12 protein-coding genes are annotated in these 16,076 nt (G+C 32.2%); all 12 read right to left on the bottom strand.

Going from position 1 to position 16,076, the window contains the following annotated elements:
* Positions 1-57 precede the first annotated feature (57 nt).
* On the bottom strand, positions 58-2,397 hold the full coding sequence (locus tag DZ60_RS0101990; protein ID WP_034228399.1) for a TonB-dependent receptor: 2,340 nt from the start codon (positions 2,395-2,397) through the stop codon (positions 58-60).
* Between the two features lie 189 nt (positions 2,398-2,586).
* Entirely contained in the window at positions 2,587-3,261 is a 675-nt protein-coding gene (locus DZ60_RS0101980; RefSeq protein ID WP_025740044.1) for a hypothetical protein, read from the bottom strand.
* A gap of 42 nt (positions 3,262-3,303) precedes the next feature.
* Positions 3,304-4,395 carry a hypothetical protein gene (locus DZ60_RS0101975; RefSeq protein WP_025740042.1) on the bottom strand — a complete coding sequence of 364 codons (1,092 nt, stop codon included), beginning with the start codon at positions 4,393-4,395 and terminating at the stop codon, positions 3,304-3,306.
* Complete coding sequence (locus tag DZ60_RS0101970; RefSeq protein ID WP_025740038.1) at positions 4,376-4,918, bottom strand: hypothetical protein; 543 nt, start codon at positions 4,916-4,918, stop codon at positions 4,376-4,378. Before DZ60_RS0101970 ends, DZ60_RS0101975 begins: the two co-directional genes overlap by 20 nt.
* Before the next feature lie 4 nt (positions 4,919-4,922).
* A complete protein-coding gene (locus DZ60_RS0101965) occupies positions 4,923-5,462 on the bottom strand; it encodes an RNA polymerase sigma factor (protein ID WP_025740035.1) in 540 nt (179 codons plus the stop codon).
* A 188-nt stretch (positions 5,463-5,650) separates the two neighbouring features.
* Positions 5,651-7,876, bottom strand: coding sequence for an NADP-dependent isocitrate dehydrogenase (locus DZ60_RS0101960; RefSeq protein ID WP_025740034.1), 2,226 nt, complete (start codon positions 7,874-7,876; stop codon positions 5,651-5,653).
* 954 nt (positions 7,877-8,830) lie between these two features.
* Positions 8,831-9,181: a 50S ribosomal protein L19 gene (gene rplS, locus DZ60_RS0101955; protein ID WP_025740033.1), complete on the bottom strand. Its 351-nt coding sequence runs from the start codon at positions 9,179-9,181 to the stop codon at positions 8,831-8,833.
* A 172-nt stretch (positions 9,182-9,353) separates the two neighbouring features.
* Positions 9,354-11,129: a YARHG domain-containing protein gene (locus DZ60_RS0101950; RefSeq protein WP_025740032.1), complete on the bottom strand. Its 1,776-nt coding sequence runs from the start codon at positions 11,127-11,129 to the stop codon at positions 9,354-9,356.
* Positions 11,130-11,228: 99 nt separating this feature from the next.
* Positions 11,229-11,906, bottom strand: coding sequence for a tRNA (guanosine(37)-N1)-methyltransferase TrmD (gene trmD / locus DZ60_RS0101945; RefSeq protein WP_025740031.1), 678 nt, complete (start codon positions 11,904-11,906; stop codon positions 11,229-11,231).
* Between the two features lie 76 nt (positions 11,907-11,982).
* Positions 11,983-12,600 (bottom strand): hypothetical protein, encoded by a 618-nt coding sequence (locus tag DZ60_RS0101940; protein ID WP_025740030.1) that lies wholly within the window; start codon positions 12,598-12,600, stop codon positions 11,983-11,985.
* 346 nt (positions 12,601-12,946) lie between these two features.
* The gene (locus DZ60_RS0101935; protein WP_025740029.1) at positions 12,947-14,395 is read right to left on the bottom strand and encodes a glyceraldehyde-3-phosphate dehydrogenase; all 1,449 of its coding nucleotides are present in this window, start codon (positions 14,393-14,395) and stop codon (positions 12,947-12,949) included.
* 149 nt (positions 14,396-14,544) lie between these two features.
* Positions 14,545-15,963 carry a trypsin-like peptidase domain-containing protein gene (locus tag DZ60_RS0101930; protein WP_025740026.1) on the bottom strand — a complete coding sequence of 473 codons (1,419 nt, stop codon included), beginning with the start codon at positions 15,961-15,963 and terminating at the stop codon, positions 14,545-14,547.
* Positions 15,964-16,076 lie beyond the last annotated feature (113 nt).

Here is a 16,076-nt window from a genome sequence, read left to right as displayed (position 1 = left end):
AAGATGCATTGACTTGTGCAATTATTTTATTGTTAATTGTTGTATAAATAATATGCATTAAAACTCTATCCTATAGTTTAAAAGAGGTAATAAATTTAGTTGTGTTTCTGAGTCAAATGTTCCTGTATTGGGATTAAAAACTTTGGTGTCTATGTTTTCTCTATTAGTCAAGTTTTGTATGTCTAATGAAATAACATGGGCTACTTTAGGGCGATTAATACGAAAATACATGCTTGTATCTAAACGAAAATAATCTTCGAATTGAATGGTGTTTCGTTGTTCTTCGAGATCACTTACAATTCCTGTCTGATCGAATTCGTCGAGATCAATGGGAGTTCCCCGTTTGCCACCATTAAGAAGTGCTTTAGCATTAATCCCAAAAATATTATTGTTTGTTTTTCCGATAGAAAACTCTTTACCAGCTACAACATTGAATGTATATTTGAAATTGTACGAGCTATCATACCATTGGCCATTAGCTGCCTTATATTTTGAGTTATATAAAGAGGTTGTAGTCAAGAAATAATATTGTCTAGAAAAGAATTTTTCGAAGGTAAATTCTAGTCCGTAATTTCTAGCTTTTCCAATATCAGCTAATTCTCTATTTATGAATTGACCATTAACAATTGAGGTTGTAAAATTAGGGTCAGCAACGACACCAACATTATCTATATCTTGATAATAAGCTTCTATTTTGAAATGTCCGTTTTTGATAATTCTCCAGTCATAACCTAATATATAATGAGTAGCTTGCATCAGATCTAGATCCGTATTAGGAGTTGAAAAACCACCATTCTGATCTTCTATTTGAATGAAATATTGATTAAGAGGCATTCTTCTAGAATGTGTTCCGATTCCTGCACTTATCGTATGTTTTGGATGTATTTTATATTCTAAACCTACTCTTGGTTCTAAAACAAAATTTTTATTTACCGAAAAGTAGGTTGCATGTAGCCCCACAGTAGTGGTGAGTTTTTTTGTAAATCGATATTTTGATTGTGTAAAAAATTGACCCATAACTGCATTACCGTCTTCATTAACAGTAATATCAGATGTCGTATTCAATGTTTCATCAGTGCGTACATTATAGAATAATTGGCTCAGAATTAAACCACTTTTTAGGGTAGCTCTAGAGTTAAATTTGTTAGTTAAATTTGCAGAGAACCGTAGGGCACTATTACTTAATAAATCTCTTTCTGTATAGAAATCATTTGTATTTATGGCTTCTAATCTTCGCTCATATGTACTTTCATTACCTGAGTATGATAGTGCTAAGTCTAAGGTGTTTTTTGTATTTAAAAAATGTGTTAAATTGATTCCGCTCATATAGGTTTTAGAATCGAACTGTTCATTTTCGGTTATGTTAATATTAATTTGTTCTGCATTATCTTGATTGTCTTTACTAATACCTCCAATTCCCCAAAAAGATAGGTTTGTTTTTTTTCCTAAGGGAAGATTCACTTTAAAGGACAGATCTTGAAATGTCGGTACACTGTTATCTGAAACTTCAACAATTTGATTGAGAAGTGTTAATGTTGAGTAGCGATAGTTTATAAGGTATGATCCTTTATAGTTTTTACTAAATGGACCTTCTAGTGATAAGTCCGTGCCCAAAACACCAAATTGAAATGCATATTCTCCTTTGTTCGTATTTCCGTTTCGTAAATTAATATCAAATACTCCTGATAATGCATTCCCATATTCTGCAGGAAATGCTCCTGTAAAGAAATCTGATTTCCCTAACATGTTTGTGCTTAGTAGACTAACAGCCCCGGGAGCGTATCCTTCTTCAGAAAAATGATTCGGTTCAGGAACTTCTACACCTTCGATTTTCCAGAGTAATTGATTTGGGGCATTACCCCGAATAATAATCTCATTTGTTGTATCATCAGAGTTTGATACTCCGGCAAAAGAAAGTGCCATTCTGCCAGGGTCACTAATACTTGCAGGAAATCTTTTGGTTTCTTCAACACTAAAAGAGCGAGCACTTACAGTTGCCAGATTGTTGTTAGCTCTACTATTATCTTTTGGAGCTCTTAGCACCACTTCATTAAGTTGTTCTAATAATTCGATCAACTGTATGGTTAGATCAATTTCTTTTGCAGACCCTACTAATATTTCTGATACTAGAGCATCTTCATATCCCAAAAAATTACAAATAAATGATTGACGTCCTACGGGTACATTTTCTAATAGAAAAAATCCCTGATCATCTGTAATTGTTGCTTTACTGGGCTCGATATTAAGAAGTGTAATTGTTGCCCCAGTAAGAGGGATGCCTGTTGTAGCATCAATTACTTTTCCCTTCACGGTTTGAGTTAGGGTTTGCGCATTACCACAGAGTGCGATAAAGAGAAGCAATGAGAGTACCTTATACTTTTTGATTGATGATGTCATTTTTGATTGTAAATTTGATTGGTATTGTGTTATATGTCCCATCTAAATTTTATGAGAAGCCATTCTTCTTTATTTAAAATCATTTTATTCAAAGAAGTAAAATGATTTTCGCTGTTCTTTAGATATACCTGATTGTTTTTTGAATACACATAGATAGTATCTATCTTTTTGTGAATTTTTGTTTTTGAATTACTTGTCATTTTGAATGTTTTTTTTGTACCTGTTTCTACCAAGATTAAAAACACCAACTTTTAAACCGAGCCCTAAAGAAACCCCGTCGATTCTTGTAGGACCAGTTGGGTGAAGGTCAAACTTAGAAGAGAATCTATATTTTATTCCTGTTTCTAACTGTACATACCTAGAGATGTTGTAAAGAATACTTATGCCGGGTTTTACTATAGAAAATCCAACAAGATTATCATCATCTTCATTTATTTCATTGTTGCCATTGGCGTCTGTATTTGTATAGGCTGCAACTCCCACTCCTACGAATAAAGGGAGGGATAGGTTAATTTTTGACTTACTGAAAAAAATAGGTTCTATATGAATTCCTGCATAAACTCCTCCTAGATCTTCTTTATTCAATGTAGAAATATGAGTGATGTTTTGTTTAGAATAAAACCCACCAATAGCAAATCCAAATTCTACCTTTCTATTTGCGACGTATGCAAGTTTGATGGTTGAGCCTATGGTTTCTTTACCATCGATTTCTCCATAATTCATATTAAATCCTAGATATACACCATGAACAATATTTTTACGATCATTAAATTCTATGTAGTTAGCATCATTGGATTCTTGTGCTTGTAGTTGGTAATAATGTACTATGAAAAGAAAAAGGATTATATTTTTTAATTGCTTCATGCTGTCTGATCTATTTTGATTGATATATGTGTTGTATTGATGTTATTCTGTTAAAATAATGACTCCTTTTTTTCCTGTAATATTTAGATTTCCTTTTGTTGTATTGTTACCATATTGGGCTGTAATGTTTCGTAATCTTTTTCTTTTGTCGATAACTTGGGTTGTTACGTCAGTAAATGATTTAGGTATCCGCAATAATCCCTGTTCTAGAGAGGCGTTAAAATTTATGGTAAGACCAGAAATGTTTATATTTATTTCTGATGATTCTTGAATAATGGCGATACTTGGATTTTTGTTTTTGATTTTTGAAACCCAAAAATCAGCAATTTCCATTCGAAGATGTATATTGTTTGATATATTGTTGATATTTAGGGTGCTAAACATGACTTCGCCAGTAATATTATCTATGTTTTCAATAGTTATTTTATCTTTACTAGAGTGTATCTCTAGAGATTCTGTATTGCCAATTTCTATAGTGGTTCCGCTACTGCTTATTTTGAGATCTTTGGACTTTTCTATATCGATCTCCCCATTTTTACAACGGATATTTCCGTAGGTGATAGACTTTGTTTTTAGTTTTCCGAATTTCATGTCAATGTTAGCACTATATAGATCTTTATTTATCCACATATTACCGTGTTGAACATCTGCCTTAAGTTTACCGCTCCAACCACTTACAATAACATCACCAAATTTATTTGTTATTTGCAAAGCCGCATTCTGGGGTATATAGATCGTATAATCAATCTGAACATTACTTTTATCAAAATCAAAAGGATTTGCTTTGCTAAAGAATTTAGAAATTATGCTAGGGTTCTTTTCTTCGATAACAGAAGAGATCGTAATAAAATCTTCTGTATTATTTATGATAGAATTAATTCGCCCTAATAGCTCTATGGCATCCTCTTTTTTCTTTTTGGTAACCTTAATATCCATGGTGATCTGAGCTGTTTTTTTCTCCCAACCATTAATTATTATAGTACCGTATTTGTTTTCTAAATGCAATTCTCCCGCATTTGTAAGTGGATAGGTCTTTTCAATACTTTTGGACACTTTTTCTTGTCCCTGTATTAGAGTAAGCGAGAAAAATACAAATAGTACTGGTAAAAGATATTTATAAAATATAGCCTTCATTATCATTTGAATTTTGCGGAGTATTGATTTGTTTTAAAAGATTTTCAATCAATTCTATCCTTTTTTTGTAATTGTTTATAATGGCTTCGAGAATATATTCGTTATTCAGGTTTTGTGTCATCTCCTTTTTCAGCGTATTATATTCTTCATCTAATTCATCCATAAAAGACAGAAACTCTTTCTTTTCCTCGGGTAGAAGTTTCGTGTTTTTTTGCACCAATTGTACTTGAAAGGATACTAAATTCTTATAATAAACATCGATATCTCTAAGCTCTTGATTCACTATCATTTTTTCGGAATTAAAATTGATTTCTGAAATCTTATAAAATCGAACTATAGAGAAAGCTCCGATAAGAATAAGTAGTGTTGCAGCAACCTTAACAATAGAAAACTTTCTGAATAGAGAAATGGTTTTTGGGGTTTCTAATTCAGTTTCTATTTGGTTCCAGATTTTTAAATGATCGACTTTATGTTCATCGAACTGATCTTTGTTTTTTTGTATGTATTTTTCGAAATTGTCCATTGTATTATAGTGTATTTACAATTGCAATAAGTTTTTTCTTTGCTCTATGGTATTGCGATTTGGATGTCGAAATGGTAATACCAAGTATTTCTGAGATTTCTATATGATCATATCCTTCGATAAGGTATAGTGTAATAATTTGAGAATATCCGTCGGGTAGTAACTTTATTCCTTTTTTAATTTTGTTGATATCAAGTACAGGTGCTTCCTGATTGGTTACCTCACTAATTTGATATTCATAATGATCTAGAGGTGTGATCGGTATTTTCTTTAATTTTAAATGATTAATACTTTTATTAATTACTATTCTTTTTAACCAAGAGCCAAAGGTACTTTCGTATCTAAAAGAATTTAGTTTTCTAAAAGCTTCTATAAAACTTTCCTGAATAACATCTTCTGCATCTTCTTTTGAGCCAACCATTCTAATGCTTACATTGAACATTGCATTTACATAGAGTTCATACAATTGATATTGCGAGTTTCTATCACCAGCCTTGCTGTTTTCAACAAGTTTTTTATGTGTATAAATGATGTTGGTTTCCAATTAGTTTTACTTGATTGTAATTGCTTCTAAATGTACTTGTTCTTTTCTAGTTATTCTTATTGACAACTCAAAAACCAAAGGGTTGCATGAAATTGATTTTTTTTTTGAATACGAAAAAGGTCTTCATAAAAAAAGCCTGTATAGAAATTTCTATACAGGCTTCGTGCTTTTGATTATTCGGTTATATTTTACGCTTCTATAATAGCATTAAGTGTTTTACTAGGACGCATAGCTTCTGATACCTTCTTAATATCAGGCCAGTAATAACCACCCATATCTACACTATCTCCTTGAGCATCAATTAATTCTTTGGTGATAACCTCTTCATTTTGGGATAGTTCATTTGCAATTTTAGTAAACTCATTTTGCAAATCAGTATCTTTGGTTTGCGCTGCAAGTTCCTGAGCCCAATACAATGCAAGATAAAAGTGACTTCCTCTATTATCTAGCTCATTTACTTTTCTTGAAGGAGATTTTTTAGTATCCAAAAATTTAATGGTAGCCTGGTCTAATGCTTCGGCAATAATTAAAGCTTTTGGGTTATTAGTAGTATCTCCTAAGTGTTCTAGAGATACAGCAAGTGCTAAAAACTCTCCTAGAGAATCCCATCTAAGGTGTCCTTCTTTATTAAACTGCTGTACATGTTTAGGTGCAGAACCTCCTGCTCCGGTTTCGAATAAACCACCACCATTCATTAATGGTACTATAGATAGCATTTTTGCACTTGTTCCTAACTCTAAAATTGGGAATAAATCTGTATTGTAATCTCTTAGTACGTTTCCGGTAACAGAAATAGTATCTTTTCCTTCTTTGATACGTTGTAATGAGAAACGAGTAGCTTCTACAGGAGACATAATTTGAATATCTAGTCCTGCGATATCATGTTCTGGTAAATATGTGTTTACTTTTTTAATCAACTCTGCATCATGAGCTCTGTTTTTATCTAACCAGAATATGGTAGGAACCTTTGTAGCTTTTGCTCTTTTTACGGCAAGTTTTACCCAGTCCTTAACAGGAGCATCTTTTGTTTGACACATTCTCCAGATATCTCCTTGTTCTACGGCATGTTCTATTAATGTGTTCCCTGATGAATCAATAACTTTTACAGTACCATTTCCTTTTATTTCGAAGGTCTTATCATGTGATCCATATTCTTCAGCTTTCTGCGCCATTAATCCAACATTGGGAACAGTTCCCATGGTTGTAGGATCAAAAGCACCATGTTCTTTACAAAAATCAATGGTTTCTTGATATATTCCTGCATAACTACTATCTGGGATTACCGCTTTCGTATCTTGAGTATTTCCTGCTGCATCCCACATTTGTCCAGAGTTACGTATCATTGCTGGCATTGATGCATCGATAATCACATCACTTGGTACATGTAGGTTTGTAATTCCTTCGTCAGAATTTACCATTGCTAACTTTGGCCCATTTTGATAACAAGCTGCGATGTCTGCTTTTATTTCTGCTTGTTTGGCCTCTGGTGCTTTTTTAAGCTTATTGATTAAGTCTCCAAAACCATTATTAACCTCTACACCAATTTCTTCAAGAATAGCAGCATGTTTTTCGAAAACATCTTTAAAAAATACTTCTACTGCATGACCAAATATAATAGGGTCAGAAACTTTCATCATTGTAGCTTTCATATGAAGAGAGAATAACACATCCTTATCTTTTGCGTCTGCGATTTGCTCTTCAAGAAATGTAATAAGCGCTTTCTTACTTAATACTGTAGCATCAATAACTTCTCCTTCTAGTAGAGCCGTTTTTTCTTTGAGTACTGTACTGTTACCAGCTTGGTCAACGAATTCGATTTTTACATCACCAGCTTTAGAAACAGTAACGGATTTTTCGTTAGATCTAAAATCACCCGAAGCCATAGTAGCTACATGACTCTTAGAATCCTTGCTCCACACTCCCATAGAATGCGGGTTCTTTTTAGCATATTGTTTTACAGGTTTAGGAGCTCTTCTGTCAGAATTCCCTTCTCTTAGTACAGGGTTTACAGCACTTCCTTTTATTTTGTCATATCTAGATTTGATATTTTCTTCATCTGCATTGGCTGGCTCTTCTGGATAATTAGGAATATCAAATCCTTGTAACTGTAACTCAGCGATTGCTGCTTTTAATTGAGGAACTGATGCGCTGATATTTGGGAGTTTAATAATATTTGCTTCAGGTTTTTTAGCGAGTTCTCCTAATTGTGCAAGTGCATCATCTTCTTTCTGCTTAGCATCAAGTTTTTCAGGAAAAATAGAAATAATTCTCGCGGCAAGAGATATATCTTTTGTTTCGATATCTATATTTGCTGCCTTCGTAAATTTTTTGACAATAGGCAAAAAAGAATAGGTAGCTAGTGCAGGCGCTTCATCGGTCCTGGTGTAAACAATTTTTGAGTTTTCAACTCCCATATTTTTTATTTTTTTGGTTTAGGGATTTTCTTTTTAAGTTTAAAAGATCAAAAGTTCCCTAATTTTATTAGACTTTATAACTATCTAAAAAGAAATAATTAGTCGTTTAGTTTTTCTAAGACAAAAATAATCATAGATCTTTCTAAATCTAGAATAATATAAGTCTTAGGATTTTTCGAGCGCGAAGATACAAATCTAGTAAAGTATATGCAACTAGTAGCTAGATAGTTTTATATTATATCGGGGGAATTATGTTTTATTGAAAATTAGGCCAAAAAAAAATATACCTCATAAAATTTGAGTCTGTTTTTGGGGTTACTTAAAAAAAAAAGCCATATCAAGAATACAGGTATTTTGATATGGCTTCATTAGAAATAATTATTTATAGTAGCTGTTTACCCGCTATTAAATAAAAGTATTTTCACTTTTATACTATATAGTGTCATTATTTCTAATTTTGAGTCGAAATAAAATTATTAAACCATAGTTTTATATATTATTTCTTCTCAATTGACTTTATATCGAATACTTGTGTTTATCCGTTACAATAGCAATGGAAGCGTTTTTATTCGATAAAGTCTGATACTATTTATATTAAAAAAGTGTCAAGACTTAATTTTTTCTTTCGAATTTCATTTTAAAATTATTTTAAAGTAATTCCTTTAAAGTGATTTTAAGGATGTATTCAAAAAAATAACTTTCGTCTTATATTTATTTTAATTAAATAGATTTTTAAGTGTTCAAAGAACGTATGTATAACGGCTACAAAGTTAGACAATCCTTGTGTCATCTCTTACTATTGGTAGCTATAGTAAATTTAAGAAAAAAAAACGGATTAGAGTTTGTTATATCTAATTAGTTTTTAACTAGTTATGAACTTTGGTTGTTAACTTTTGTTCATAAAAAAAGGCCGCTATATTAGCGACCTTTGATTTTGTGTAAAAAAAAGTAATATTAACCTCTTTTTTCTTTGATACGTGCCTTTTTACCGGTAAGTTCTCTAAAGTAGAATATACGAGCTCTACGAACTTTACCTCTTTTGTTCACTTCAATTTTTTGAAGAGCAGGCAAGTTTAGAGGAAAAATACGCTCTACACCTATAGTACCAGACATTTTTCTAATCGTAAATGTTTCTGTACTTCCTGAACCTCTTCTCTGGATTACAACTCCTCTAAAAAACTGAGTACGAGTCTTTGATCCTTCTTTAATTTCATAATACACAGTGATTGTATCACCAGCTGCGAATTCAGGCATTTCTTTTTTTGCTACGAATTCGTCTTGAACAAATTTTACTAAATCTTCCATTGTGGATATAGTTTCTTTGGTTTTCTTAAAGCAACATTCACGATTTTCGCCAGAGGTTGTTCTAATTCAGGCTGCAAAAATAAATATTATTTAATGATTTCCAAGTATTTTGTCTTGTTTATTAGTGTCTTGTGTTTTAGAAAAGACTTTGAGATACAATTTGTATAGCTGCTTAATTTGGTTCTTTTTTTGTAGAGGGGTTCAAGGTATCGGCTATAGGTACATATTCTAACTTATATTTTTCTGAGTAAAAGGTTTTTTTGTGGTCAGGAAAAGTAACTTTCATATAGATAATATAGGTGCCATATTGCATATCCGGATGAAAAATATCTACAAAATCTAGTTGTTTTTCTTCTTCGTTCCAGTTCTGAACTTTGTATGTACCATCAATTTCTCTCACATCACTATCATCATACAATATTCTGTTTTGGGCTTTAAGAAGAACTGAGTTTTTATTATAAAGTTTCTGTTCATATCGCTCATTGGCAGTTGATACGTATATATAACTTATCTCGTGTTGATCGCATAATAGTTGTGATTTTTCGTTGTTGTATAAATCGAGCGAATGGTTATATTTCAAGTTATTTTTTTTGATATAATTGTTAGTACTTAACTGGAGCCAATTGTTTTTGGGGTATTTTAGTTCGTAAATTGACTTTAGTTCCTCAAATACATATTCATTATCAGAGTTGCTTGTCAATTTTTTTTTGACGATTTGATTCATTTCTTTTTCAGAAGGAGTTTGTGGGGTGTAGAAATCATATACCGTCGCGATCTCATAAATATCTTTTGAGGGATTTGGTTGTTCACTATTGTCGCTTTTAGTTAAGTAATACTCCCATACCATATACCAAGCACTACTATTTTTAAAGGATTCGATGTCATAATTACTTAGATTTTCTAGGAATTCGGATTCCTTTCTCTTTTTTCCGGTATTATGATATTGATCTACAAATGCAGTGTACAGATTTGAACCATTTTTACGAATGAATACTTCTTCTTTAACGATACCATTGGGATAGTATTCTCTAAACTGTTCTTGTTTATGATATAGATTAAAATATCCTATTTTTTTTGGTTGTCTTTTTTCTTTATCAATGGATACATAGGAAATGTTATGAAATACATGTTGTTTTTCTTTTTCTGCCCAAAAGTTATAGGATTTTTGAGCTTTATACAATATTTCCTTAACCATGTCATCATCATCATATTTGAGAACATCGATTGTCAGGCCATTTTCTTCAGATTTTAAAGCTTCATGAAATTGAATATATGCGATTTCTGCTTTTTCTTCTTCTGTAAAACTTATGTTTTTTAAATTTGATAGTGTTGGAGTATACCATTGTTGAGTCCTGAATGCCTTCTTTAATTGATTGTTTTTGAAAATATATCCCTTTTGTGCATAATAGGTATTTCGCATAAAAAGTAATTCTTCATGAGAACATTCGAAGAGAGATTTATCCGACAATAAAGAAGGGTCTGGTTGTATCGTATTTTGATTAGATTCTTGTGGTGTCAGATGTTCATCAGGAGAATAAGGTTTCATTTCGTGATTGACAATATTACCGTTGTTATAAAAGATATAATTTTCTCCATCAAAGGTAAAGTGATCTTCTGCATTAAGATAAAAGTTAATGTCCCTGTTCATGTATAGAGGGGATAAACTTGCAAATGACAATTTTACAACAGCATGATCTTTATCTATAATTTCTATTAGATTATATGTGACTGCTTGTATGTAAAGACCATTTTCTAGTATTGAGAAGTTAAACTTATTAATATTGCTTTTGGTCATTTTAAAACTTCCGTCATTACGAATTATACATGTGGTTGTAATGATTGGGTAATTTTCAAAATTTAATTGATTAGGGTATATACTAAAAAAGGGTTCGGCCTTTATCAAAAAGGTTATAAATAGAAATAAGACAACTAAGATTTTTCTTTGCATTAATGTAGTGTTAATTAGTGTACTAATGTAAAGATTAGGTAAATTATAATAATACAGCACCCTGTTTACAGGGAATGTTAGTAAGAATTTAGTTGTACTTTACTGATCCAGAAGGTCAGGTCTTCGTTCTTTTGTTCTTTGATATGCTTGTTCCTCTCGCCAGTTTTCTATTTTCGGAAAATTACCAGAGGTAAGTATTTCTGGGACTTTCCAGCCTTTATAGTCAGCAGGTCTGGTATATATTGGAGGAGCTAATAAGTTATCTTGAAAAGAATCTGTTAATGCGGATGTTTCATTGCCAAGAACTCCTGGGATAAGTCGAATGATAGCATCGCATAAAATTAGGGCTCCTAATTCACCGCCAGATAACACATAATCTCCCACAGAGATTTCTTTTGTAATGAATTGATCTCGAACTCTTTGATCCACCCCTTTATAATGTCCGCAAAGAATAATAAGATTTCCTTTTAGCGATAATTGGTTAGATATACTCTGATTTAGAGTTTCTCCATCAGGTGTCATATAAATTACCTCATCATATGTTCTTTCACTCTTTAGTTTAGAGATACATTTGTCTATTGGTTCGATCATCATTACCATTCCTGCGCCACCACCAAATTGGTAATCATCTACTTGTCTATAATTATCATTGGTGTAATCCCTTAAGTTGTGTAGCTGTACATCTACAAGTCCTTTTTCTATAGATCTTTTCATTATAGAAGCTTCGAACGGACTTTTTAAGATGTCAGGTACTACGGTAATAATATCTATGCGCATCGTCAGGGTTATATTTTATACATTTTACTAAATGCAAAGATGCGAAAGAATATGTTAAGAATCTAGCGATTGAGAGTTACTTCGTACCAGCTTTACGTTGTTTGTTGATCTCATCCTGTAATTTACGCATTACTTTTTGCTCACGCTCTAGGGATCTTCTTCTATGATCTTCAAATTCTTCCTCGGTTTCTGATAGGGCTTTTTTTGCTTGTACCGTTACTGCATTACTGTTTTTAAATTTAAAGATGAATATACCCAGTAATATTAAAAGAACTCCGATGATACTAAATAATATGGTGTTATAACTTGATTTGGTAACAGCCATACCTAAAAAGCTCATGCTGTCCTTATCTTGAGTAACCAAGGTGAGACTTTCATTTGTTTTTACTAATGTTTCTTCTAGACCTGTTATTGTAGTTTTTTGTTCAGCTATTTGAAGATTGGTTTTGTTTAATTTTGAAGCAAGAGTTTTGAGGGTATCTATTGTATTGGATTTTAGTTTATCGAGAGAAACTCTTTTTACCACTTTATAGTCCTGAAACCTTCCTGACTTTTCTATCAATGTATTAAATTGCGTCTCTATATTTCCCGTGTTTAAAGCTTCGGTAATGGTTCCATTTTCTTCTTGTGCATGGGTATAAACTTGTGTAAACGATAAGAATATAAAAACTAATAGGTACTGTGGTAATTTCATGTTTTTGGTCTTAATTTTTAGCAGATCCATAAAGTGTCAATAAATGCATGTAGTGAATGGCTGGATGGTAGATATAAAAGCTATTTGCACTATTTTTTATGAATTGTATAGATCCTTTGTTTTTATAGGTTATTAATTTCTTCTGTAACGAAAATAAATGTACAATATTGTACGTAATTATAAACATTTTTGGTGTAGAATTTAGACATAAAAATATATGATTCAGTTTTTAGGTCATTCAGTATAATTACATGTTTTTTGATAACCTACACTTATTTGCTAATTAGGTGATTAAATAGAAAAACCGTTAGTTGTAACGGTTTTTCTTATCTTCTTAACTGTATGATTAATAATATGTAAATCGTCTTACTTTGGCAATATACTTTGATAAGCGTATTACTTGGTGGCTATATCCATATTCATTATCATACCAGACATACAAAATAACGTTCTTGCCTTTTGAGTCTACAATAGTTGCATTGCTATCTAAAATAGAAGGAGCTGAAGATCCGATAATGTCACTAGAAACCAATTCGTTATCTATTGAGTATTTTATTTGTTCAACCAAACTTCCTTCTAATGCATATTTTTTGAGTATACTATTAATACTATTTTTAGAAGTTTTCTTTTCTAAATTAAGATTAAGGATTGCAAGAGATCCATTGGGTACCGGAACTCTAATGGCATTAGAAGTTAATTTACCTTCAAACCCAGGTAGGGCTTTAGAAACTGCCTTTCCGGCTCCAGTTTCTGTTATTACCATATTAAGTGCTGCAGCTCTACCTCTTCGGTATTTATTGTGCATATTGTCAACTAGGTTTTGATCATTTGTATACGCATGTATTGTTTCTAAATGACCATTGACAACTCCTAAGCTATCATCTATCGCTTTGAGGATAGGTGTGATCGCATTAGTGGTACAAGATGCAGCAGAGAAAATATGTACCTTGTCTGGATTATGTTCTTTGTTATTAACACCGTGTACGATGTTTGGTATTCCTTTACCAGGTGCTGTTAATAAAACTTTGTGCACTCCTTTGGCAGACAAATGTCTACTAAGAGCTTCCTTGTCCCTGAAAGCCCCAGTGTTATCAATTAATAAAGCGTCTTTTATACCAAAAGAAACATAGTCTATATCTTCTGGTTTATTAGCGCTAATAATTTTTACTGTGGTACCATTTATTATTAACGCACTGTTTTTTAGATCTGTTTCGACGGTTCCTGCAAAATCGCCATGTACAGAATCGCTTCTTAGTAATGAAGCTCTTTTCTCTAACACTTCTTCGGTTATTTCACCTCTAGTTACTATAGCTCTCAGTCTTAATTGACTTCCTTTACCCGTTATAGTCATTAATTCTCGAGCTACTAAACGACCAATTCTCCCAAATCCATACAGAATTACATTTTTTGGAGATATGGGTTTAGTGTTTTTGGCATCTTTTAATTTATTTTGAACAAAACGATTGATAGAACCATATTCGTCACCTGCCAATTGATATTCGTAGGTAAGTTTACCAATGTCCAATTTTGATGGCGGAAGATTCATTAATTTGATAGCTTCTGCAATTTCGGCAGTATCAAAAATTGAGATGGGTTTTTCCACAAACTCACCTGCATATTTGTGCAAGTTAATAATCTCACTTACATTCTTATCAATTAATTGATTGCGAAAAAGAACAAGTTCGATTGCATTATCATACCAAAGATCACTTACAGTTTTTATAAATGCTACGGTTGCGCGACGTCGATTCGCCTGAAAAGAAAGTTCTTTTTCGTAAACTTCGTTAGAGCTCATAGGTTATTATGTTTTTAGGTCTAGAAATTTTGTATAAAAGTATGTATTTTCAAACGTTTGAGTACACTATTTTTTAATAAAAAATCCCATTGCTTTTTTAAGCAATGGGAAAGTAATATTATGAGGGTTTTCCTCTCTATTGTATTTTGTTATTGAAATACAAATTCTCTTTTTTGGCCTTCTCGATCTACCAAGCTAATTGTAATGTCTTCGTTTTCGTATTTACTTTCGATAATTTCCTTAACTTCTATTACATTTCGTACTTTTTTTCCGTCTATCTCACTTATAATAAGTCCCTCTAAGCTATATTTCTTCATTCTAGAACTTAGTGCTTTACTAATGACAACACCGTGATCCAAATCGAATTTTTTTAGATAATCTTTAGGTGGGTTGGCTACCTCAACACCAACATCTTCTATATTGTATCTCTGGATTTCATACTTGGTAAGAGTTACAGGTAATATAATTTTTTTATTCTTCCTTAATATAGTTACGTTAATAACATCTTTGGGTCTTTTACTATTTACGTAACCAGTTAAGTCAGAAAATTTTCGAATTTGCAGTCCATCAATTTCTTTGATTACATCTCCTTCTAATAATCCTGCTTTTTTTGCTCCGCTATTTTCTGCTACAGATGCAACGACGACTCCTTGAGATGTAGAAATATCATATTTTTCTTTGGCCAAGTCGCTTATTGTCCCTCCGGTTATACCAATAATACCTCTTTGTACACCACCGAACTCTATAATATCGTCTATGATTTTTTTAGCATTATTTGATGGTACAGCAAAGGCATATCCAACATAACTTCCTGTTTGAGAGGTGATGGCTGTGTTTATTCCGATTAATTCACCCCTTGTGTTTACTAATGCACCGCCACTATTTCCTGGGTTAATAGCCGCATCAGTTTGAATGAACGATTGGATTTTGTCATCGGTTTCATCAAGATCTCTTGATTTTGCACTGATAATTCCTGCAGTAACAGTAGAGGTAAGGTTAAAAGGGTTTCCTACTGCTAATACCCATTCACCGATTTTTGCTGAATTAGAATCTCCGAAAGGAATATAAGAGAGTTCTTCGTCTGCATCAATCTTAATAAGGGCGATATCTGATTGAGGAGCAGTTCCTACCACCTCAGCTTTATAAGTTTTATTATTATTTAAGGTAATCTCTAAGTCAGAAGCACCGTCGATTACGTGATTGTTAGTGACAATGTACCCATCTTTGGTAATAATTACTCCTGATCCAACTCCCTGGATTCTTCTTTCTTGTTCACCGCCGTTTCTAAAAAACTCCATCAAATTTCTGGGAGAACGCGTGATACCATATTGTTTTACATGCACCACAGCATTTACGGTTTTTTCTGCAGCAAATGTAAAATCAATACTTGCAGCGGATGCGGGTAAATTTGTATTAGTTACATTATAGCTCGTTGGAACTATGGCGGCTGTTGTTTTTTTATTTTCTTGTGTAAGTAGTGTTTTGGGTTCTAAAAACATTTTGTAAGCTCCCAACGTAAATATCCCTGCAAGAATAGCTACAACTAATAAACTCAAAAATCTTTTCATTCTCTTTTCTTTTTTATTGAACTTTATTTATTTCTATATATTATGGACTATCAATTCTTATTAAAATTACAATTAAAGTGTTCTTTTTTTTGACATTTAACTCACAATTAACA

It is taken from the genome of Aquimarina pacifica, from assembly GCF_000520955.1.
Lineage (GTDB): Bacteria > Bacteroidota > Bacteroidia > Flavobacteriales > Flavobacteriaceae > Aquimarina > Aquimarina pacifica.
The sequence above is the reverse complement of the archived record's forward strand: the minus strand, read 5'-3'. Positions and strand labels throughout refer to the sequence as shown.

What these genes read in the sequence shown, in the direction of transcription:
- DZ60_RS0101975 (WP_025740042.1), bottom strand. Translation starts at nt 4,395, where the DNA reads ATGAAGGCTATATTTTATAAATATCTTTTACCAGTACTATTTGTATTT.
- DZ60_RS0101960 (WP_025740034.1), bottom strand. Translation starts at nt 7,876, where the DNA reads ATGGGAGTTGAAAACTCAAAAATTGTTTACACCAGGACCGATGAAGCG.
- DZ60_RS0101980 (WP_025740044.1), bottom strand. Translation starts at nt 3,261, where the DNA reads ATGAAGCAATTAAAAAATATAATCCTTTTTCTTTTCATAGTACATTAT.
- trmD (WP_025740031.1), bottom strand. Translation starts at nt 11,906, where the DNA reads ATGCGCATAGATATTATTACCGTAGTACCTGACATCTTAAAAAGTCCG.
- DZ60_RS0101990 (WP_034228399.1), bottom strand. Translation starts at nt 2,397, where the DNA reads ATGACATCATCAATCAAAAAGTATAAGGTACTCTCATTGCTTCTCTTT.
- rplS (WP_025740033.1), bottom strand. Translation starts at nt 9,181, where the DNA reads ATGGAAGATTTAGTAAAATTTGTTCAAGACGAATTCGTAGCAAAAAAA.
- DZ60_RS0101940 (WP_025740030.1), bottom strand. Translation starts at nt 12,600, where the DNA reads ATGAAATTACCACAGTACCTATTAGTTTTTATATTCTTATCGTTTACA.
- DZ60_RS0101935 (WP_025740029.1), bottom strand. Translation starts at nt 14,395, where the DNA reads ATGAGCTCTAACGAAGTTTACGAAAAAGAACTTTCTTTTCAGGCGAAT.
- DZ60_RS0101970 (WP_025740038.1), bottom strand. Translation starts at nt 4,918, where the DNA reads ATGGACAATTTCGAAAAATACATACAAAAAAACAAAGATCAGTTCGAT.
- DZ60_RS0101950 (WP_025740032.1), bottom strand. Translation starts at nt 11,129, where the DNA reads ATGCAAAGAAAAATCTTAGTTGTCTTATTTCTATTTATAACCTTTTTG.
- DZ60_RS0101930 (WP_025740026.1), bottom strand. Translation starts at nt 15,963, where the DNA reads ATGAAAAGATTTTTGAGTTTATTAGTTGTAGCTATTCTTGCAGGGATA.